Below are 20269 nucleotides of genomic sequence, written 5' to 3'. Positions count from 1 at the left end.
CTTTACCAATTTTATAGAAGCGAATGACGACACGGGGAGAGACTACTTGAATGTAGCGCCGAAGGAGCAAGCAATAAAATTGTGAATCTCTCAGGCAAAAAGACTCTTGTTTGACGCAGCTCTGGAGAGTGTCTATACGTTTATAGACCACCCACGAGGCAAACCTATTCGTTTATAGGTAAACTTTCAGGTGAAAAGGACAGAGACTTCCTACTAAATACAGTAGGGGGTTTTCTGTCCTTTTTTGTTTGGATACATAGTGATCCCCACACTATTTGAAAACTCCCCGTTATGAAAAGTTTCACGTGAAAAAGAGGAGGACATAAAAATGACAACAGAATTACACAAAACGCCGCTTTATGATACCTATCAAAAATATGGTGCCAAAACAATTGATTTTGGAGGATGGGCTCTTCCCGTTCAATTTTCTTCTATTAAAGAAGAGCATGAAGCTGTACGTACAAAGGCAGGCCTTTTTGATGTCTCTCATATGGGAGAAATTCTTGTAACAGGAGCTGATAGCTTAGCTTTTCTTCAGCACACGATGACAAATGACGTTTCTGCCCTCGTAGATGGAAAAGCGCAGTATACGGCTATGTGTTATGAAGACGGAGGCACGGTAGATGATTTGCTGATTTATAAAAAAGCAGATCAAGAGTATTTGCTAGTCGTAAACGCTGCTAATATTCAAAAAGACTATGAGTGGCTGGTATCTCACAAACAAGGAGATGTAACGCTCGTTAATCAGTCTGATGAAACTGCGCAGCTAGCTTTGCAAGGTCCTGTAGCAGAAAAAGTTTTACAAACGTTAACGAACGAAAATTTAGCTTTGTTAAAGCCATTTACATTTGCTGATGATGTAGAAGTAGCGAATGTAAAAGCTCTCGTTTCACGTACTGGGTACACCGGAGAAGATGGCTTTGAAATTTATTGTTCTTCAGCTGACGCCTCTCACTTGTGGACGGCTATTTTAGAAGCTGGCAGTGATGAAGGTGTGTTGCCTTGCGGATTAGGCGCTCGCGATACGCTTCGTTTTGAAGCTACTTTGGCTTTATATGGTCAAGAGCTTTCAAAAGATATTACGCCCATTGAAGCTCGAATTGGATTTGCAGTAAAAACGAACAAAGACAGCTTTATTGGAAAAGAAGTGTTAAAAGAACAGCGTGAAAGCGGGGCACCTCGTAAGCTGGTAGGAATTGAAATGATTGATAAAGGTATACCAAGACACGGTTACGAAGTATTTGCAGATGAAGAACAAATTGGATTTGTGACAACAGGTACACAGTCACCGACATTAAGGAAAAACATCGGTCTAGCACTATTGTCAGCAGAGTATACAGAGCTTGGTCAAGAAGTGGAAGTGCAGGTTCGGAAAAAACGCTTAAAAGCAAAAGTGGTTTCAACACCTTTTTATAAACGTTCAAAGTAAGCTTTGGGGAGGAATTTAACATGTTACATCGCTATTTACCAATGACAGAACAAGATCAGCAGCAAATGTTAGCAGCAATTGGTGTTTCATCTGTTGATGATTTATTTTCAGATATTCCGCAGCGCGTTCGTTTTCAAGGAGAATACAATATTAAAAAAGCGGCTTCAGAGCCTCAGCTGTTAAAAGAATTAAATAGTATGGCTGCTAAAAATGCTCATTTAAAAGACTATGCTTCTTTTTTAGGAGCAGGAGTTTACGATCATTACATGCCGGTTATTGTTGATCATGTTATTTCTCGTTCGGAATTTTATACGGCCTATACTCCGTATCAACCGGAAATTTCTCAAGGAGAACTTCAGGCCATCTTTGAATTTCAAACAATGATTTGTGAGTTAACGGGGATGGACGTGGCTAATTCTTCTATGTATGACGGAGGAACTGCTTTAGCAGAAGCCGCTATGCTCAGTGCGGGTCAAACAAAAAAGAAAAAAGTACTTGTCTCTGCGGCTGTTCACCCTGAGTCAAAAGATGTGTTAAAAACGTATGCGAAGGGTCAATACATTGAAGTGGTAGAAATCCCTTCAGCAGACGGCGTAACAGATATGATTGCATTAGAAAAAGAGATGGGGAGTGACGTGGCAGCTGTTATTGTCCAGTATCCAAATTTCTACGGACAAATCGAGCCGTTAAAAGAAATTGAAGAAATTACCCATCAAGAAAAATGCATGTTTGTGGTTTCAAGCAATCCTTTATCATTAGGTTTACTTACGCCTCCTGGAGAATTCGGAGCTGATATTGTCATTGGAGATGCACAGCCATTTGGTATTCCAAGTCAATTTGGAGGCCCGCACTGCGGATACTTTGCAACTACGTCTAAGCTTATGCGAAAAATCCCAGGACGATTAGTAGGGCAAACGGTCGATGAAAACGGTAAGCGAGGGTTTGTTTTAACCCTTCAAGCGCGTGAACAGCATATACGCCGCGATAAAGCGACGTCTAACATTTGTTCAAATCAAGCGTTAAATGCTTTAGCAGCATCAGTTGCAATGACAGCTTTAGGCAAGCAAGGTGTAAAAGAAATGGCGCTGCAAAACTTATCAAAAACGCATTATGCATATGAAGCGTTAAAGGCAAAAGGGGTAAATGTAGCATTTGAAGGACCGTTTTTTAACGAATTAGTCGTGAAGCTTCCGGTTTCGGTAACAGAAGCAAACAATCATTTATTAGCATCAAAAATAATTGGCGGTTATGATCTTAGCCGTGATAACCAAGCGCTTGAAAATCACATGCTGCTTGCTTTTACAGAGCTCCGTACAAAAGAGGAAATTGACCAACTTGTAAATGAATTGGGGGATCTTCATGCTTAATCAAAATCAATCACTTATTTTTGAAAGCAGTAAAGAAGGGCGAATCGGCTATTCATTGCCAGAGTTAGATGTGCCGCAAGTAAATGCTGAAGAACTGCTTGGGAAAGCGTATGTGCGTACCAAAGCTCCTGAGCTTCCTGAAGTATCAGAACTCGATATTATGCGTCATTACACCGCGCTTTCAAAACGAAATCACGGGGTAGACTCAGGGTTTTATCCGCTTGGTTCATGTACGATGAAATATAATCCAAAAGTGAATGAACAAGCAGCACGCATTGCTGGGTTTGCGCATATTCATCCGCTTCAAGATGAGCAAACGGTTCAAGGTGCTCTCGAACTTTTATATGATTTACAAGAGCATTTAACAGAAATTACAGGAATGGATGAAGTAACACTTCAGCCAGCAGCAGGTGCTCACGGCGAGTGGACCGGGCTTATGATGATTCGTGCCTATCATGAAGCAAATGGTGAGACGCAGCGAACAAAAGTCATTGTTCCAGACTCAGCTCACGGAACGAACCCGGCTTCGGCAACAGTTGCGGGATTTGAAACGGTAACGGTAAAATCAAACGAACATGGTTTAGTGGACTTAGAGGATTTACGCCGCGTAGTAGGAGAAGATACAGCCGCTTTAATGTTAACAAACCCAAATACGCTGGGATTATTTGAAGAAGATATTTTAGAAATGGCTGAAATTGTTCACGCAGCAGGTGGAAAGCTTTATTATGATGGTGCAAATTTAAACGCAGTATTAAGTAAAGCCCGTCCTGGAGATATGGGGTTTGACGTTGTTCATTTAAATCTTCATAAAACGTTTACAGGCCCTCATGGAGGAGGCGGTCCTGGCTCTGGTCCGGTAGGGGTAAAAGCAGATTTAATTCCGTATTTGCCTAAACCAGTGCTTGTGAAAACAGAACAAGGCTATCACTTTGACTATAACCGTCCTCAGTCAATTGGACGTGTAAAGCCGTTTTACGGCAACTTCGGTATTAACGTTCGCGCTTATACGTATATTCGTTCAATGGGTCCAGACGGCTTAAAAGCGGTGACGGAAAACGCTGTGCTAAATGCCAACTATATGATGCGTCGTTTAGCAGAACACTATGAGCTTCCGTTTGACCGTCACTGTAAGCACGAATTTGTTTTATCTGGAAAACGTCAGAAAAAGCTTGGCGTGCGCACATTGGATATTGCGAAACGACTGCTTGATTTTGGCTATCATCCGCCGACTATCTACTTCCCGCTTATCGTAGAAGAGTGCATGATGATCGAACCAACGGAAACGGAGTCGAAAGAAACGCTAGATGCGTTTATCGATGCGATGATTCAAATTGCAAAAGAAGCAGAAGAAACGCCTGAAGTCGTACAGGAAGCTCCGCATACAACGGTTGTGAAGCGCCTTGATGAAACGCTGGCAGCGAGAAAGCCAGTTCTTCGCTACCAGAAAGAACAGGCTGTTCAAAACGTCTAACAAAAAACCTCGCCCAAAGGCGAGGTTTTTCTATATACATACCATTATTTTTTCTTTTTCACTTTACCGTTCCACATTTTGAAGCCGCCTTTTAAATCATAGATTTCTTGAACACCGTGGCGACGAAGCATTTGTGCTGCGCGTCCTGTGCGCATTCCGCTTTGACAATAGATGTAGACAGGCTGATCTGGACGAAATTCTTTAATGCGCATACGGAACTGTGAAAGAGGAATATTTCGTGCGCCTAAAATATGTCCGTTTTCGAATTCATTCGGTTCACGAATATCAACTAGCTGTGCCTTGCGGTAGCCGCTGCGGAATTCTTCTTCAGTTAACGTTTTCATAATGCGACGTTGGACAAAGAACATAACGACAGAGTATATGATGATTACTCCAAGTAAAATGAGTACTGCTGTAATTGCTGACATGCTGATTCTTCCTTTCTTCGACAAAATCCATACTCTTATTATATAAGTGAATGAAATTAGAAGTAAAGCGATTTTGCCTTGAATCTAGCGGATTTCTTCCCGAAAATGAAAAAACTACCACATTTGAATTCACAGTTTTATGTTGCTCTTTGCTTTTCCTTAGCTCAATCTTTTGGTAGACTAAAAAACGGATTTATTTTTTATATTACATATAGCTGAGGATGAGGTAGATGAAAGCAAAGTGGAGATTTATTGATTCCAACAACCGTTCGCCTTATTACAATATGGCGTTAGATGAAGCGTTATTAGAATGGCATAGTAAAGGAGAAATTCCACCTACGATTCGTTTTTATGGATGGAACCCTCCAACGCTGTCAATCGGTTATTTTCAAAAAGCTGAAAAAGAAATTAACTTTGATAAAGTAAAAGAATTAGGATTAGGCTTTGTAAGACGTCCAACGGGCGGCAGGGGCGTGCTTCACGATGAAGAGCTTACTTACAGCGTAATTGTATCTGAAGAGTATCCTAACATGCCCAAGACAGTTACAGAAGCATATCGCGTAATCTCTGAAGGTTTACTGGAAGGATTTCGTTCGTTAGGGCTCGAGGCTTATTTTGCTATTCCTCGTTCAGAAGAAGAAAAAAATAGCTTAAAAAACCCTCGTTCGTCCGTGTGCTTTGATGCTCCTTCTTGGTATGAACTAGTTGTAGAGGGCCGCAAGATTGCTGGAAGTGCCCAAACTAGACAAAAAGGAGTTATTCTACAGCACGGCTCTATTCTGTTAGAGATTGACGAAGATAAATTATTCAGCGTGTTTAATTATCCAAATGATCGCGTGAAAGAAAGAATGCAGCGCGCATTTCGTTCTAAAGCGGTAGCCATTAATGCAATTGCGGGCCGCAAAATCTCTATTGAAGAAGCAAAAGAAGCGTTTTATAAAGGGTTTGCTTCTGCTCTTGATATCGATTTAGAACCGTATACACTGTCTGAAGAAGAGGAAGCATATGTAGAAGAACTAGCGCGTACAAAGTACGGATCGGATGAATGGAACTTTAAGCGCTAAACGGATGCCCATGGGAAATAGATAAAAGTGCAACTTCTTATAAGTTGCACTTTTTATTGGAATTTTTAGAAACAATGCTTGGCTAATAGAATACATAGGGAAGAAAAGTCAAACACTTTTTTTACGAAAAAAAAAATATTTCACTTGACACCCTTCTATATGTAGATGTTTAGAGAAGTGCCAAATACTATATATTGAATTCGTCCAAGCCGTGTGGTAAGTTATTGATAGTTGATTGAAAAACTCTATTTCCTTTAAAAGGAAATAGAGTTAATAAATTTATAGATGTTCGATAGGTAAGGAGTTGTGAGAATGACTGTTTTGTTAAATCAAAAAGTGAATATGAATGTTGAAAAGCTCAATTCAGATATTGAACGCTTTCCGCAAGTACATCCGATTACACCGGATATGAAGTTGACTCATAAAGGTGTTTCAAGATTGGTAATGTTAGACCGCTATGCGTTTAAAGATACGGGAAAATTAACGTTATCAGAAGGAGATTTTGTTGTTCTAACTGTAAAGGAAGATCCAAAATTTCCAGCACGAGGACTTGGCTATGTGGAAAGCATTAATTTTGAGCAAAAAACCGCTGTTGTCAAGGTAGAAGATGAGTTTAGAGGAGCTTTATCGCCTGAAGAAGCAGAAAACGGATTAATCACTCGTTCTTTAGATGTCATTGAAAAACCTCTAGAAGTCTTCTACGAGCAAATTGCAAAACGTAATGCAACAGGTTTAGCTTCTGTGGAAAAAACAGAAGAAAAGCGCAAAGAGTGGTTTGAAAAGTTCTATCAAGAGCTTGTTCAGCTAAACTTTGTACCAGCTGGCCGCGTTCTTTACGGTGCAGGTGCTGATACGGACGTAACGTACTTCAACTGTTATGTAATGCCTTATGTAAAAGATTCACGTGAAGGTATTTCAGAACACCGCAAACAAGTAATGGAAATCATGAGCCGTGGAGGCGGTGTTGGAACGAATGGTTCAACTCTTCGCCCCCGCAACACGCTGGCTCGCGGTGTAAACGGCAAATCATCTGGTTCGGTTTCATGGTTAGATGATATTGCTAAATTGACGCATCTTGTTGAGCAAGGTGGGTCACGTCGTTAACAAACCGGCGACGTAATCTCGTGAATTGCTGGAACACCCTTAGAGCTTTCTTCACCACAACGTGATCGGCAACGATGAGCGTGATGGTTAGAAAAGAGGAAAGATTGGGCAATCAGCAGCCAAGTGTCTTTGGAAACGAAGATAAAGGTTCAACGACTATTGAAACTTCCTAAAAGTTCTGATGTAATAAAACTTTAGTGAATAAAGTAGATGTTATGATGGAAGCAAAGGAAGGAGTAAACCATAGCAAACGGCAACGTCGCTATGGGGCACGAGACAAAGGAATTTTCTTCTTTGATGATATAGTCTGATCTTACATGAAAGTGTAAGAGTACGGCAGAAATGACCGTACCCTTCTTAACGAAGAGTAACAAATTGGGGGCCCAAATGATCATGCTTGCCGACTGGCATCCTGACATTGTAGAATTTATTATTTCTAAAATGCAAAACCCTCGCATTTTACGTTTCTTAATTGAAAACACAAATGACGAAATGATTAAAAAACATGCGCAAGATAAATTGAAGTTCACGCCGCTAACAGAGTCTGAAGAAGCGATGTACCAAGGAATCATTAACTATAAACAAATTCCTGGTCTTGGTGGGTTCAGTGAAAAAATCATCAAAGATGCAGAAGAAAAGCTGCAAACAGGCGGAACGTACAGCGTTCATAACTCAGAGTTTTTAACAGGAGCAAACATTTCTGTATGCTTAACAAAAGATTTTATGGATGCTGTTGAAAACGACGGAGAATACGAACTTCGCTTCCCAGACGTAGAAAGCTATTCAAAAGAAGAAATGGCTAACTACAATGAAAACTGGCACGAAGTAGGCGATGTGCGCGAATGGGCAAAACAAGGAAACAAAGTTCGTACGTATCGTACTATCCGTGCAAAAGAGCTATGGAACTTAATTAATATTTGTGCAACGTACTCAGCTGAACCAGGCATTTTCTTCTTTGACAATGCTAATGATATGACAAATGCTCAAGCATATGGTCAGCACGTTGTTGCAACAAATCCATGTGGTGAACAACCACTTGCACCATTCTCTGTCTGCAACTTAGCTGCTGTTAACCTAGCGCAAATGGCAGATAAAGAAACGAAAACTGTTAACTTTGAAAAGTTACGTCAAACGGTTGAAACAGGCGTTAGAATGCAAGATAACGTTATTGATGCAACTCCTTATTTCTTAGAAGAAAACCAAAAGCAAGCGCTTGGCGAACGCCGCGTTGGCCTTGGTGTAATGGGTCTTCACGATCTTCTTATTTATTGTGAAACAGAGTACGGCTCTGACAAAGGCAATGAGTTAGTAGATAAAGTGTTTGAAACAATTGCAACGACGGCTTACCGCGCGTCTGTAGAGCTTGGAAAAGAAAAAGGAAGCTTCCCGTTCTTAGTGGGCGAAACAGATGCTGAAACGGCTTCTTTACGTGAAGCATTCACAAATACAGGCTTCATGAAAAAAATGCCTGAAGATATTCGTGAAAACATTAAAGAGAACGGTATCCGAAACTCTCATTTATTAACAGTAGCGCCAACAGGCAGTACTGGAACAATGGTTGGAGTATCAACGGGTCTTGAACCTTATTTCTCATTCTCATACTTCCGAAGCGGCCGTTTAGGTAAATTTATTGAAGTAAAAGCTGATATCGTTCAAGAGTATTTAGATCAGCATCCAGAAGCAGATCCAAACAACCTTCCTGAATGGTTCATTTCAGCTATGGAACTTGCCCCACAAGCTCACGCGGATGTGCAATGTGTGATTCAGCGCTGGATTGACAGTTCAATTAGTAAAACAGTAAACGCTCCTCGCGGTTACACAGTAGAGCAAGTTCAAAAAGTGTACGAGCGTCTGTATAAAGGCGGAGCAAAAGGCGGTACGGTGTATGTAGACGGCAGCCGTGATGCACAAGTCTTAACGCTAAAAGCAGAAGAAAATACGTTTGATGAAGAAATTGAAGCGCCAAAAGAAGAAACGAAACCGCACGTTGTGTTAGTTGATACAATTAATGAAATTCGTTCAACTGATGTAACAATCGGTTCTGAAGTAGGTAATACGTGTCCGGTTTGCCGTCAAGGAACGGTAGAAGAAATGGGCGGATGCAACACATGTACAAACTGTGGTGCACAGCTGAAATGCGGCCTTTAATTTTGAACATGATTGACTAGTAAAAGCTGACTCAAACGAGTCAGCTTTTATTATGTATAAAAATGGGGCATAAATAAGAAGCGGGATCGAACGGTTCTTGTATTTGAATAAGCATTGTAGTATGATTTTAATTGAATGTCTTTTATCCAGTTTTATCTTATGACATCGCTTTATTTACACGTTTTTTTCACATAGATTATCAAACATGAACACGATATCACTATAAGAAACAGACATTTATGACTTATTATTAGCAATACATAATATTAATTGGGGGAGATTTCATGCCTACACCGAGTATGGAAGATTATATTGAACAAATATATATGCTAATTGAAGATAAAGGATACGCTCGAGTGTCTGATATTGCTGATGCATTGGCGGTTCACCCCTCATCTGTAACGAAGATGGTTCAAAAGCTAGACAAAGATGAGTACTTAATTTATGAAAAATATCGAGGCCTTGTTTTAACAGCTAAGGGGCAGAAGATTGGAAAACGTCTTGTTTATCGCCACGAGCTTTTAGAGCAGCTGCTGCGCATCATTGGCGTAGATGAGAAAAATATTTATGATGACGTAGAAGGAATTGAACATCATTTAAGCTGGAATTCCATTGATCGAATTGGAGATTTGGTTCAATACTTTGAAGAAAATCATAACCGTATTCAAGATCTTCGCAATGTACAAAAACAAAATGAAGAAGAGCAGAAATTATAAGAAAAAAGCAGCGGCCAATAGCGTCACTGCTTTTTTTCTTTTTATCATAACTTGTTGCTGAGTCGACTACAAATGTAGAGTGGGTAGTTTGGAGGAGAGGCTGTGTACGTCGACGGAGTGTTTTCAGGTGGCGGTATTAAAGGGCTTGCACTGATTGGCGCGTTACAAGCTCTAGAAGAAAAAGGCTTGATCTTTCGGCGGTTAGCCGGAACGAGTGCGGGTTCCATTATTTGTGCATTTGTAGCAGCCGGTTATACAAGTGAAGAAATTGTTGAAATGATGAATGAAATTGAGTTATCGTCTTTTTTAGATCAAAGAATGTCTTTTTTACCATCAAGCTTGACAAAGTGGCTGTTTTTATATTGGAAAATGGGATTGTATAAAGGAGAAAGGCTTGAAAAGTGGATTGCTGAGAAATTGCGGAGCAGAGGAATTCGTACATTTGCTGATTTGCCTGATCAGTCGCTACGTATTATTGCGTCAGATTTGACCAACAGTACGATGCTTGTTCTTCCGGATGATTTGCCTAAATATCAAATCGACCCGAATCGCTTTTCTGTAGCAAGAGCCGTTCGAATGAGCTGCAGCATTCCATATTTTTTTGAGCCGGTTAAATTAAAATCTACCCCAAGCAGTTTAATAGTCGACGGGGGCGTGTTAAGCAACTTTCCAATTTTTCTGTTTGATGATGATAAAAGTCTTAAGAAGCGACCGGTAATTGGTGTGAAGCTGAGCCCGAAGGACGAAGAAAGGGAACGGAATAAAATTAAAAATGCCGTTGGTTTATTCAGCGCGCTTTTTGAGACGATGAAAGATGCGCACGATGCAAGACATATTTCAAAACGTCACGAAAAAAATATTATCTTTTTACCTGTTAATCAAGTTTTTGCGACAGAATTTACCCTCACAGAAGAACGGAAGGAAGAGCTGATTGCGTTTGGAAAAAAGCGTACAAGGGCATTTTTGAAAAAATGGTGCTATTAAAAAAACAAGGAGGCTTTTCTCCTTGTTTTTTTAAAAGAATGCTCTATTTTTCTTTTTTCCTTTTTTACCTTCGATGACGGTCAAGTGTGAGTTGTTTTTCTTTTTCTTTAGCGGTTTCGTTGATTTGGATACCGGGCGCTTATTTGAGCTTCGGTACGTATGCATATCAACTTTGTTGCTTCCTCGCTCTTTTTCTTTTTGACGCAGTTTTGATTGTTTTACTGCGCGCACATAGCCTCTATCTTGACCTTTTGTCTGAGAAGGGCGGAGAATAAACCGATAAACTAAGTAAAACAAAATGATAAACAGAAAAATATAACCTGCTTGACGTAATAAAACAGCTGGATCTGTAATCAACGTAAATGCAAAGCCAATGACTCCTAACCCGATTAGACCATATACAAGTGGTTTCACGAATGGACGTCTCATTTTGTTCACCTCCTAAAATAGTAAAAAAAGAAAGCAAAACGGTGTGGATTAGACAACTTGTTCGTCAGTGGTAGAAGAACGTTCATTTTCAACGCGTAAAAGTTCTTTAAATGAAGCAATCGCAACTTCAACTTGATCATCTTTTGGTTCTTTGGTTGTTAAAAGCTGAAGCCATAAACCGGGATAACCTAAAAAGCGAAGAAGAGGGACATGACGAACTTTATTGGTTAACTGTAACACTTCAAATGATAAACCAAGGACAACTGGGATTAATGCAAGGCGATCCACAATTCGTAACCAAAGAGGATCCGTTGGAACGAGTAGGTAGACAAACATTCCTACAACTACGGTAAAGAGGATAAAGCTACTTCCGCAGCGATAATGAAGTCGAGATTGTGCTTGCACGGCTTCTACCGTAAGTTCAGCATTGTTTTCATATGCATTAATGACCTTGTGTTCTGCTCCATGATATTGAACCACCCGTTTAATAAGTGGCGTTTGTGAAATCACATAAATATAGCCAAGGAGCAATAATAGTTTAAATACTCCTTCAATAAAAACCTGAGCTACACTTGAAGTGAAAACAGGACGTGTCAATTGTGCTAAAAACACAGGAATCAATGTAAATAGTACTTTCCCGAAAAGAAAGGATATTACACCAATAGTTGCAACGCCAAATATTAAAGATAGTTTTGATTCTTTTTTCTCTTTTTGTTGTTCTTCTGCTACTTGAGCATCATCTTCTGGATTCACGTCATAGCGTTCAGAGGAAAAGTTCAAGTGCTGCGTACCGTTTGCACTGGCTTCAACAATAGCAGCAATTCCTCGTAAAAAAGGAATTTTTTTAAAAGCAGCGAGTACGGAATTTGATTTTCTTTTTGAATGAAAATAATCAATAGATTGATCTTTGCGGCGAATAGCCGTCACCATCATACGTTTGCCGCCGAACATGACGCCTTCTATAACGGCTTGACCACCATACGCAGGTTTTTGTAATTTAGACATTTCAGGCACCAACCTAACTTAACTAGACTAGACTTCTTAGTATTTTATATTCTACAGCAAAATCAAATAAACCTCTAGGCGGATGCATGTTATCTAGTTTAGCCAATATTTTTCATCTCCACACCCTTGTTATGAATTTTTTTCCTTTCACTTATAAAATTTGTTTATGAAACTCTGTGCGAAGTAGTTTTAAAATGTCTCTTTGATATCAGGCTCCCTTCTTGCGTATAGGAAGAGTAATAAACGTAAAAACTTAGAAATGAGTCAGTAGGAAATGAGAAAAAAGTTCATACTACATCAAGAGGTGATTAATATGTCAGAACCTAAAGAACAGCATGAAAAAAAACAGGATAACCACCCTACGCATAAACAGGAAATGTCTTTTTTATTTAAAGCCATCTTTATTTCCTTTTTTGGAGGGATTTTCTGGAGCTTTATTGGCTATTTAAATTATTTGTTCAGCTTTAGTGTTATCAATCCAAATATGCTTTTAGATCCTTGGGCATTAGGTGATTGGAAGGACAAAGGAATAGGTGTTATCGTCAGTATTTTTCTTATAGGGGTATTATCTATTGTTGTCGGGTTGTTATACTACGTCCTATTAAAGAAGTTTAAAACGATTTGGATAGGTTTTGCTTACGGCTTATTATGGTGGGCAATTGTATTCGTTGTTTTGAATCCGCTCTTTCCTAACTTAAAAACAATTGGAGAGCTTCCAGCTAACACGATTATTTCATCCCTCTGTATTTATATTTTATATGGTGTATTCATCGGATATTCCATTTCTTTTGAAGCTGCAGAGCTTCAAACAAAAGATGAATCTACAGATTTTCAAACGGCGAATAAGTAGTGTGAATGTTCCAACGTATGCTAATATATTCTATATAATGATTTAAAAAGAAAAATAAAGTGCAAATTCACATGAGTGAGCTGCATAAAGGGTTCGTAGTAGGGGAGAGTGTTGAATTAAGATGAATAAGATTTTAGTAATAAACGGTCCTAATTTAAATCGTTTAGGCGTACGCGAACCAGCGGTATATGGGACAGATAATCTTCAAAATCTTGAAGAGAAACTTCAGCGAGCAGGCAGAGACCATGGGATAGAAGTTGAGTGCGTACAGTCTAATCACGAAGGTGTAATTATCGACTGGATTCATGAAGCGGATGAGAAATTTGATGGGATTATGATCAATCCTGGTGCTTTTACTCACTACAGTTATGCCATTCGAGATGCGATTGCTAGTATATCTGTTCCTGTTATTGAAGTGCATATTTCGAACGTACATAAGCGTGAAGAGTTTCGCCACCATTCGGTGACGGCACCTGTTACACATGGTCAAATTGTCGGGTTAGGTTTATATGGATATGAGCTTGCCCTGCAGGCACTTTTACAATTAAGGGGGAAATAAAATGAAAATCGAAAAACTACGCGAACAGTTTTCAAAGTTGAATGTGGACGGTGTTGTAATTACAAGTGAATATAACAGGCGCTATATGACCAATTTCACAGGATCTGCTGGTGTCGTTATTATTTCTGAAGACAAAGCGGCATTTGTAACAGATTTTCGTTATGTTGACCAAGCAACTAGTCAAACAGAAGGTTTTGATATCGTTCAGCACAAGGGTCCTATTGTAGAAGAAGTAGCGAATGTAGTGAAACAATTTGGAATTAAAAAGCTTGGTTTTGAACAGAATTATGTTACATATGGACAGCATCAATTATTTGATAAGCATATCGGCGCGGAACTTGTTCCAATCTCGCACGCAATCGAAAACTTACGCTTGATAAAGAGTGACTCAGAGATTAAGATATTAAAGGAAGCTGCAAAAATAGCAGATGCAGCATATGAACATATTTTAACCTTTGTTCGTCCTGGTTTAACAGAGCTTCAAGTATCTAATGAATTGGAGTTCTTTATGAGAAAACAAGGCGCAACATCTTCATCTTTTGATACAATTGTTGCTTCAGGGCATCGCGGGGCTTTACCCCATGGTGTTGCTTCTGACAAAGTCATTGAAAAAGGCGAACTTGTAACGCTTGATTTTGGCGCATACTATAATGGTTACTGTTCAGATATCACACGAACATTTGCCGTCGGTGAAGTAAGTGATAAGCTAAAAGAAATTTATAATGTCGTACTGCAAGCGCAGCTTAACGGAATGAGCGGCATCAAAGCAGGTATGACGGGTAAAGAAGCAGATGCGCTAACGCGTGATTATATTACAGAACACGGATACGGCCAGTATTTTGGACATTCGACCGGTCACGGCGTAGGGTTAGAAGTACATGAAGGCCCATCACTTTCTGTGAAATCTACAGATGTACTGCAGCCAGGTATGATTGTAACCGTTGAACCAGGTATTTACATACCAGACTTAGGGGGCGTGCGTATTGAAGATGATACGATCGTCACAGCAGAAGGTAATGAGGCATTATCGCACTCATCAAAAGAGTTCATTATTTTATAAAATATAGGAGGATTTCTTCATGATTTCAGTAAATGATTTTCGTACAGGTTTGACAGTAGAAGTAGACGGAGGTATTTGGCGTGTAATGGATTTCCAACACGTAAAGCCTGGTAAAGGCGCTGCATTCGTTCGCTCAAAACTACGTAACCTTCGTACAGGAGCTGTGCAAGAAAAAACGTTCCGTGCAGGTGAAAAAGTAGGGAAAGCCCAAATTGATAACCGTAAAATGCAATATCTATATGCAAGCGGCGATCAGCACGTATTCATGGACAACCAGTCTTATGAGCAATTAGAGCTTCCGGCAAGTGCAATTGAATATGAGCTAAAATTCTTAAAAGAAAATATGGAAGTAGCAATTATGATGTACCAAGGTGAGACATTAGGTGTTGAACTTCCAAACACAGTTGAGCTTAAAGTAACAGAAACTGAACCTGGTATTAAAGGTGACACAGCTTCTGGCGGTACAAAACCGGCAACTGTGGAAACTGGCTTAACAGTAAACGTTCCGTTCTTTGTAAACGAAGGCGACGTATTAATTATCAACACAACAGACAGCAGCTACGTATCACGCGCGTAATTGGATCGTGTAAGCAAGCTGCAAACATACAAAAAAGGCAGAGAATCATTCTCTGCCTTTTTTGTATGTTTTTTTGTGCTAACTCTTCCTTATTTTGCATAGGTTGTACTAAACAAAGCAGAGGTATAGGAGGGGCTTATGAAGCAGTGGTTGGATCATTTAAACGGTACGGTATTAACGATGGCGTGCCTTCGATTTATTTCTTCATTTATTGAGTTTATTGCCGCTATTTTAATTGTCACAAACAATGATGTGAAAAAAGCGTTAATGATTAATGGAATGTTAGCGCTTGTTGGTCCGATTGTAATGGTGAGTTCTTTTACCATAGGTTTAGTGTCCGTAGCCGATCAATTATCTTTTGGGAAATTAATCATGATTGTAGTAGGAGTGCTCTTCATTTTAATCGGTGTTTTTAAATAAAAGGTAGGCATAAAATGGTCAAGCTTATAATACATTGAAGTGAGTTCAAATATGAGGGGATGAATATGTTAAACGAAATACTTGCAATCTTTCCGCCTAATTTAAAAAAGACTGTTGAATTTTATGTCACAAACCATTCTCATCTACTAGAAGAAATTCGAGTGCGCATAGGAAGACCTGTCGAATTTACAATCAACAATCAGCCATATTTCGAATCGTATCTTCCAAGTGCAGAAGATGCTTTATTTATCTTAAATAAATTAAGCCAGTTTTCGATTTATATGATTGAAGAAGAATTGAAAAAAGGATATGTCACCATTGAAGGCGGGCACCGGGTTGGGCTAGCGGGAAAAGTTGTAACGGAAAATGGACAGGTTCGTGTGATTCGAGATGTATCATCCTTTAATATCCGGATTGCTAAACAAAAGATTGGTATTTCGAATCAGCTTATTCCTTTTTTATACAATCGCTATTGGCAAAGTACGGTCATTATAGGACCTCCTCAAACAGGAAAAACAACCATGATTCGCGATTTAGCCAGAGTAATAAGTACAGGCATAGAGCGCTCTAAGATTCCTCCGTTTAAAGTCGGAATTGTAGATGAACGATCAGAAATTGCTGGGGCTGTTAAAGGGGTTCCTCAGCATACATTCGGATCTAGAATGGATTTATTAGACAGCTGTCCGAAAGCTGAAGGCATGATGATGATGATTCGCTCCATGAGCCCCGATGTGCTGATCGTGGATGAAGTGGGAAGTGAAGAAGATTGTAAGGCCGTACTTGAAGCGGTTAATGCTGGCGTTCGTGTCATTATGACTGTTCATGGCTATGACATTGACGATTTAATGAAGCGTCCCACTTTGCAAGCTTTAATGAAACTTCACGTATTCAAAAGGTATGTTGTGCTATCGAACAGCCGAGGTCCTGGAACACTTGAGGCTATCTACGATGAGCACTATAATTCCATGAAAACGTCCGCTGAAAAGTCGCTTATTGAAAATAGTAAAGGGTGATGGTGTATGAAACTGTTTGGTGCCATCTTTATCTTATTTGCTTCCACTTACACAGGATTTGAGTTTGCAAAGCAGCTTAGTGCAAGACCTAGGCAGCTCAGGCAATTAAAAACGGCTCTGAGGTCGTTAGAAGCAGAAATTATGTACAGCAATCGGCCTCTTCAAGAAGTTGCTCATTTGTTATCTCTACAGCTTCCTAATCCTTTGGCTTCTTTATTTAATGAGTTTTCTATGAAATTAAAAGAAGGTACTGAAAGTGTCAAGGAAGCTTGGGAAAAGACGTTGGACCAATTTTGGAAACAAACCGCACTTAAAACGGGAGAACTAGAAATCTTAAAACAATTTGGTGAAACGCTTGGTCAGCATGATCGTTATTCGCAGCAAAAGCATATCTTACTGACGCTGAATCATCTTGAACGCGAAGAACAAGATGCAGTTGATAAGCAGAATCGCTATGAAAAAATGGTTAAAAGTTTAGGCTTTCTATCTGGATTGCTACTGGTCATTCTATTGATGTAGCGATAGAGGAGGATTGAATGTGGGAATTGATATGAACACCATTTTTCAGATTGCTGGGATTGGTATCGTCGTAGCTTTTTTAGTCACCGTACTCGAACAGATGGGAAAAAAAGATTACGCGAACTGGGTTACCCTCATCGGTTTTATTTATATTTTATTTATGGTTGCTTCGATTGTAGAGGACTTATTTCAAAAAATCAAATCGGTTTTTTTATTTCAAGGGTAGAGGGGTGAGTTGCCATTGAAATGCTTCAAATTGTGGGTTTAGGGTTAGTAGCTACGTTTTTGGCTCTTATTTTAAAAGAACATAAATCACCTATTGCTTTTTTACTTGTTGTATTCGTGGGATCCGTGATCTTTCTGTTTTTAATTGATCAAATCTACGAAATTATTAAGATGGTCGAGCGGCTGTCGATTAATGCCCACGTTAACATGATTTATGTGGAAACCATTTTGAAAATTATTGGTATCGCCTATATCGCCGAATTTGGTGCTCAAATTACGAAAGATGCAGGGCAAGGTGCCATTGCTTCTAAAATTGAATTAGGTGGAAAAGTGCTGATTCTCTCCATGGCAATTCCTATTTTAACGGTCATTATTGAAACGATTATTTCAATGCTGCCCAATTAATTTTACTTAATATGAGGTGACGAAATGAAGCGGTGGACGTTTAAAGTGAATATACTCGCTCTTCTTTTGTTCCTCTTTTTTTTCTTTCCAGAAAATGTACAAGCTTCCGAACCCCCGAAGCAGCAAGAACTTGTCAATGAACAAATTGATAAGCTCGGTATCGATGAAGTCAAACAGTTTTGGGACGATATTATTACCCAATACGGCGGCTTTTTACCGGAGAGTCAGAAGGGAAGTTTAGTCGATTTTTTAAAAGGAGAAAAAGAGTTCTCTCTTAAAGAATGGCTAGGAGGTCTTGTAAAGTTTTTATTTCATGAAGTATTAGCGAATGGAAAACTCCTCGGTACACTCATTATGCTAACGGTTTTTAGCGTGTTTTTACAAACACTCCAAAGTGCGTTTAATCAGCAAACCGTAAGTAAAGTAGCGTATGCGCTTGTATATATGGTTTTGATCATCATTGCTCTTAATAGTTTTCAAATTGCTATCTCTTATGCAACGGGAGCGATTGAGACCATGACCAAATTCATTTTAGCTCTGGTGCCGCTGCTGCTTGCCTTAATGGCATCATCAGGAGGAGTTGTATCGGCAGCCTTTTTTCATCCGATGATTTTGTTTTTAATGAACACAAGCGGTTTGCTTATTCAATACGTAGTGATGCCGCTGCTTTTTCTTTCAGCACTGCTTAGCATTGTGAGTACGATTTCAGATGAACATAAGGTTACACAGCTTGCGCAGCTGTTGAGAAATATAAGCATTGGCGTGCTCGGAATATTCCTAACTGTTTTTTTAGGAGTGCTGTCCGTTCAAGGGGCTACTTCAGCTGTTGCCGACGGTATTACAATTCGAACGGCAAAGTTTGTCACAGGGAACTTTATACCTGTTGTAGGGCGTGTGTTCACAGATGCGGCTGATACAGTCATCAGTGCCTCGCTTCTATTAAAGAATTCAGTAGGGATTGCTGGAGTAGCAGTCTTACTGTTAATCGTCGCGTTTCCGGCTATTAAAGTGTTAACGCTTGCTTTTATCTATAAGCTAGCAGCAGCTCTTCTTCAACCCATTGGAGGAGGACCGGTTATTTCCTGCTTGAGCATTATCAGTAAAAGCGTCATCTATATTTTTGCGGCGCTTGCGGTTGTCTCGCTTATGTTTTTCTTATGTTTAACGGTCATCATTACAGCGAGCAACGTCACAATGATGGTGAGGTGAAGAAATTGCAGGCCTTAACGACGTGGATTACTAATATCGTTCTTTTTATCTTATTAGCTACCATTATTAATTTACTATTGCCCAATTCTAGTTTTCAAAAATATACAAAGCTGGTGGTTGGACTTCTTTTAATGTTGATTATTATTACACCCGTTTTTCAAATTTTCAAAGTGGATGTTAATCAAATGCTGAAATCACTTAGCTTATCATCTATTCGATCCGATCAGCAGGTAGAAAATTCAATAGAAAATCAGAAAAAAGAAATACAAGCTTCACAACGTGCATATATTTTAGAACAAATGGCTGTCCAAATGGAGGCAGATGTAAAAGAGGAGTTGATGGATCAGTATGGTGTAGCAATTGATCGAATTCACATTGAAACAAAAAAGCCGAACGACGAACCTACCGCTGATAATATTAAATCCATTTCAGTTGCCGTAAGTAAAAAAGCATCGGATGATTCCGAGGTTGTTTCAGCTGTGAAAGTTATTTCTATTGATACCTCCACACCGATCGAAACAAACAAACCAACAGAATCCAAGAAATTATCCAACTATTTAGCAGCAAAATGGGATGTAAAACAAGGCCAAGTTGTTGTGAATATGGAGGAGGGAGACACGAAATGAGTCAAAAGCCAGAAAAAGGTGACCCATCATTTTTTCAGCGGTTCTTTTCACTTAAACAGTCATCAACTACGAAGAAACCTTCAAAGTTAATGTATATAGGCATTTTACTAGCTGCAGGCGTTATCTTTATGGTATTTAGCAACTCACTCACAACATCTATGAATTCAGGCGGATTACTAAAGAGTGCAAGCAAAGAAACCAGCGCACCACCGGTATCACAGGATGTTCCCGCTTTTAGCTCTAAAAAGACAACAACAATGACAGGCTATGAAGAGCGGTATGAGGAAGAATTGAAAGATATTTTGGATCAAGTTAGAGGCGTAAGTAAGGTAAAAGTAATTGTGAACCTAGATGCAACAGAATCCAAAATATATGAAAAAAACAGCGTCACAAAATCGCAAACGACCAACGAAACAGACCGTGAAGGAGGGACTCGTAAAGTTGAAGATTCCTCAACAGACGAACAGCTGGTCATTGTAAGAAGCGGAGAACAAGAAAAGCCTGTTGTAGTTAAAACCGAAAAGCCAAAAGTAAGAGGCGTGTTAGTTGTCGCTAAAGGAGCTGATAATATCGAGGTAAAGAAATCTATTATTGAAGCCGTGACAAGAGCGCTCGATATACCAAGTCATAGAGTAGCAGTATTAGCGAAAAAAGGATGAGG

The 20269-nt window shown here is 39.4% G+C and carries 21 protein-coding genes, 2 pseudogenes and 1 riboswitch; of the genes and pseudogenes, 20 read left to right on the top strand and 3 right to left on the bottom strand.

Features of this window, described 5'->3' with window-relative positions:
• Window positions 1-23: 23 nt before the first annotated feature.
• A riboswitch (glycine riboswitch) is annotated at window positions 24-116 on the top strand.
• Window positions 117-328: 212 nt separating this feature from the next.
• The 3 genes from gcvT to gcvPB are packed head-to-tail and all read left to right on the top strand — an operon-like array spanning window position 329 to window position 4267.
• Window positions 329-1429, top strand: coding sequence for a glycine cleavage system aminomethyltransferase GcvT (gene gcvT, locus OK414_RS23475; RefSeq protein ID WP_034648938.1), 1101 nt, complete (start codon window positions 329-331; stop codon window positions 1427-1429).
• Window positions 1430-1449: 20 nt separating this feature from the next.
• Window positions 1450-2796, top strand: a complete 1347-nt coding sequence (gcvPA, locus tag OK414_RS23470; RefSeq protein ID WP_043976247.1) for an aminomethyl-transferring glycine dehydrogenase subunit GcvPA — start codon at window positions 1450-1452, stop codon at window positions 2794-2796.
• Complete coding sequence (gene gcvPB, locus OK414_RS23465; protein WP_013059165.1) at window positions 2789-4267, top strand: aminomethyl-transferring glycine dehydrogenase subunit GcvPB; 1479 nt, start codon at window positions 2789-2791, stop codon at window positions 4265-4267. Before gcvPA ends, gcvPB begins: the two co-directional genes overlap by 8 nt.
• Window positions 4268-4311: 44 nt before the next feature.
• Here the strand turns inward: gcvPB and OK414_RS23460 are convergent, their stop codons facing one another.
• Window positions 4312-4695 (bottom strand): rhodanese-like domain-containing protein, encoded by a 384-nt coding sequence (locus tag OK414_RS23460; protein ID WP_013085006.1) that lies wholly within the window; start codon window positions 4693-4695, stop codon window positions 4312-4314.
• 230 nt (window positions 4696-4925) lie between these two features.
• Between OK414_RS23460 and OK414_RS23455 the strand changes: the two genes are divergently transcribed.
• The 5 genes and pseudogenes from OK414_RS23455 to OK414_RS23435 all read left to right on the top strand — a co-directional run bounded on the left by OK414_RS23455 (window position 4926) and on the right by OK414_RS23435 (window position 10711).
• Window positions 4926-5759, top strand: coding sequence for a biotin/lipoate A/B protein ligase family protein (locus OK414_RS23455; RefSeq protein ID WP_013085005.1), 834 nt, complete (start codon window positions 4926-4928; stop codon window positions 5757-5759).
• Window positions 5760-6071: 312 nt separating this feature from the next.
• A pseudogene (locus tag OK414_RS23450) lies at window positions 6072-6860 on the top strand (ribonucleotide reductase N-terminal alpha domain-containing protein); the annotation flags it as partial.
• Window positions 6861-7232: 372 nt separating this feature from the next.
• A pseudogene (locus tag OK414_RS23445) lies at window positions 7233-9011 on the top strand (vitamin B12-dependent ribonucleotide reductase); the annotation flags it as partial.
• A gap of 284 nt (window positions 9012-9295) precedes the next feature.
• Complete coding sequence (mntR, locus tag OK414_RS23440) at window positions 9296-9727, top strand: transcriptional regulator MntR (protein ID WP_034648943.1); 432 nt, start codon at window positions 9296-9298, stop codon at window positions 9725-9727.
• Window positions 9728-9829: 102 nt separating this feature from the next.
• A complete protein-coding gene (locus tag OK414_RS23435; RefSeq protein ID WP_016765549.1) occupies window positions 9830-10711 on the top strand; it encodes a patatin-like phospholipase family protein in 882 nt (293 codons plus the stop codon).
• Window positions 10712-10741: 30 nt separating this feature from the next.
• On the opposite strand, the gene OK414_RS23430 is transcribed toward OK414_RS23435, so the two are convergent.
• Entirely contained in the window at window positions 10742-11140 is a 399-nt protein-coding gene (locus OK414_RS23430; RefSeq protein WP_013059160.1) for an SA1362 family protein, read from the bottom strand.
• Window positions 11141-11188: 48 nt separating this feature from the next.
• A complete protein-coding gene (locus OK414_RS23425) occupies window positions 11189-12145 on the bottom strand; it encodes a DUF1385 domain-containing protein (RefSeq protein WP_263045096.1) in 957 nt (318 codons plus the stop codon).
• Window positions 12146-12458: 313 nt separating this feature from the next.
• On the opposite strand from OK414_RS23425, the gene OK414_RS23420 reads away from it, so the two are divergent.
• The 12 genes from OK414_RS23420 (at window position 12459) to spoIIIAG (ending at window position 20267) form a co-directional block, all read left to right on the top strand.
• On the top strand, window positions 12459-12995 hold the full coding sequence (locus tag OK414_RS23420; protein ID WP_016765547.1) for a YqhR family membrane protein: 537 nt from the start codon (window positions 12459-12461) through the stop codon (window positions 12993-12995).
• A 121-nt stretch (window positions 12996-13116) separates the two neighbouring features.
• Window positions 13117-13554 carry a type II 3-dehydroquinate dehydratase gene (gene aroQ, locus OK414_RS23415; RefSeq protein ID WP_034648945.1) on the top strand — a complete coding sequence of 146 codons (438 nt, stop codon included), beginning with the start codon at window positions 13117-13119 and terminating at the stop codon, window positions 13552-13554.
• A gap of 1 nt (window position 13555) precedes the next feature.
• Complete coding sequence (locus tag OK414_RS23410) at window positions 13556-14614, top strand: M24 family metallopeptidase (RefSeq protein ID WP_047932624.1); 1059 nt, start codon at window positions 13556-13558, stop codon at window positions 14612-14614.
• Window positions 14615-14633: 19 nt separating this feature from the next.
• Window positions 14634-15191, top strand: coding sequence for an elongation factor P (efp, locus tag OK414_RS23405; protein ID WP_013059155.1), 558 nt, complete (start codon window positions 14634-14636; stop codon window positions 15189-15191).
• Window positions 15192-15329: 138 nt separating this feature from the next.
• Window positions 15330-15611, top strand: coding sequence for a YqhV family protein (locus tag OK414_RS23400; protein WP_013059154.1), 282 nt, complete (start codon window positions 15330-15332; stop codon window positions 15609-15611).
• 65 nt (window positions 15612-15676) lie between these two features.
• Window positions 15677-16624 carry a stage III sporulation protein AA gene (spoIIIAA, locus tag OK414_RS23395; RefSeq protein ID WP_034648949.1) on the top strand — a complete coding sequence of 316 codons (948 nt, stop codon included), beginning with the start codon at window positions 15677-15679 and terminating at the stop codon, window positions 16622-16624.
• Window positions 16625-16630: 6 nt separating this feature from the next.
• Window positions 16631-17143 (top strand): stage III sporulation protein SpoIIIAB, encoded by a 513-nt coding sequence (gene spoIIIAB / locus OK414_RS23390; RefSeq protein ID WP_013059152.1) that lies wholly within the window; start codon window positions 16631-16633, stop codon window positions 17141-17143.
• Window positions 17144-17162: 19 nt separating this feature from the next.
• On the top strand, window positions 17163-17369 hold the full coding sequence (gene spoIIIAC / locus OK414_RS23385) for a stage III sporulation protein AC (protein WP_013059151.1): 207 nt from the start codon (window positions 17163-17165) through the stop codon (window positions 17367-17369).
• A 20-nt stretch (window positions 17370-17389) separates the two neighbouring features.
• A complete protein-coding gene (spoIIIAD, locus tag OK414_RS23380; RefSeq protein WP_013059150.1) occupies window positions 17390-17773 on the top strand; it encodes a stage III sporulation protein AD in 384 nt (127 codons plus the stop codon).
• Window positions 17774-17797: 24 nt separating this feature from the next.
• On the top strand, window positions 17798-18982 hold the full coding sequence (gene spoIIIAE, locus OK414_RS23375) for a stage III sporulation protein AE (RefSeq protein WP_013059149.1): 1185 nt from the start codon (window positions 17798-17800) through the stop codon (window positions 18980-18982).
• Window positions 18983-18987: 5 nt separating this feature from the next.
• On the top strand, window positions 18988-19608 hold the full coding sequence (spoIIIAF, locus tag OK414_RS23370) for a stage III sporulation protein AF (RefSeq protein WP_013059148.1): 621 nt from the start codon (window positions 18988-18990) through the stop codon (window positions 19606-19608).
• On the top strand, window positions 19605-20267 hold the full coding sequence (gene spoIIIAG / locus OK414_RS23365) for a stage III sporulation protein AG (protein ID WP_013084996.1): 663 nt from the start codon (window positions 19605-19607) through the stop codon (window positions 20265-20267). The genes spoIIIAF and spoIIIAG overlap by 4 nt, the downstream gene beginning before the upstream one ends.
• Window positions 20268-20269 lie beyond the last annotated feature (2 nt).

Origin of the sequence: Priestia sp. JV24, from assembly GCF_025910025.1 — a bacterium.
Classification (GTDB): Bacteria; Bacillota; Bacilli; order Bacillales; family Bacillaceae_H; genus Priestia; species Priestia megaterium.
The sequence above is the reverse complement of the archived record's forward strand: the minus strand, read 5'-3'. Positions and strand labels throughout refer to the sequence as shown.

Coding starts and splice junctions, on each gene's coding strand:
- gcvT (WP_034648938.1), top strand. CDS start 329: ATGACAACAGAATTACACAAAACGCCGCTTTATGATACCTATCAAAAA.
- gcvPA (WP_043976247.1), top strand. CDS start 1,450: ATGTTACATCGCTATTTACCAATGACAGAACAAGATCAGCAGCAAATG.
- gcvPB (WP_013059165.1), top strand. CDS start 2,789: ATGCTTAATCAAAATCAATCACTTATTTTTGAAAGCAGTAAAGAAGGG.
- OK414_RS23460 (WP_013085006.1), bottom strand. CDS start 4,695: ATGTCAGCAATTACAGCAGTACTCATTTTACTTGGAGTAATCATCATA.
- OK414_RS23455 (WP_013085005.1), top strand. CDS start 4,926: ATGAAAGCAAAGTGGAGATTTATTGATTCCAACAACCGTTCGCCTTAT.
- mntR (WP_034648943.1), top strand. CDS start 9,296: ATGCCTACACCGAGTATGGAAGATTATATTGAACAAATATATATGCTA.
- OK414_RS23430 (WP_013059160.1), bottom strand. CDS start 11,140: ATGAGACGTCCATTCGTGAAACCACTTGTATATGGTCTAATCGGGTTA.
- OK414_RS23425 (WP_263045096.1), bottom strand. CDS start 12,145: ATGTCTAAATTACAAAAACCTGCGTATGGTGGTCAAGCCGTTATAGAA.
- OK414_RS23420 (WP_016765547.1), top strand. CDS start 12,459: ATGTCAGAACCTAAAGAACAGCATGAAAAAAAACAGGATAACCACCCT.
- aroQ (WP_034648945.1), top strand. CDS start 13,117: ATGAATAAGATTTTAGTAATAAACGGTCCTAATTTAAATCGTTTAGGC.
- OK414_RS23410 (WP_047932624.1), top strand. CDS start 13,556: ATGAAAATCGAAAAACTACGCGAACAGTTTTCAAAGTTGAATGTGGAC.
- efp (WP_013059155.1), top strand. CDS start 14,634: ATGATTTCAGTAAATGATTTTCGTACAGGTTTGACAGTAGAAGTAGAC.
- OK414_RS23400 (WP_013059154.1), top strand. CDS start 15,330: ATGAAGCAGTGGTTGGATCATTTAAACGGTACGGTATTAACGATGGCG.
- spoIIIAA (WP_034648949.1), top strand. CDS start 15,677: ATGTTAAACGAAATACTTGCAATCTTTCCGCCTAATTTAAAAAAGACT.
- spoIIIAB (WP_013059152.1), top strand. CDS start 16,631: ATGAAACTGTTTGGTGCCATCTTTATCTTATTTGCTTCCACTTACACA.
- spoIIIAD (WP_013059150.1), top strand. CDS start 17,390: ATGCTTCAAATTGTGGGTTTAGGGTTAGTAGCTACGTTTTTGGCTCTT.
- spoIIIAE (WP_013059149.1), top strand. CDS start 17,798: ATGAAGCGGTGGACGTTTAAAGTGAATATACTCGCTCTTCTTTTGTTC.
- spoIIIAG (WP_013084996.1), top strand. CDS start 19,605: ATGAGTCAAAAGCCAGAAAAAGGTGACCCATCATTTTTTCAGCGGTTC.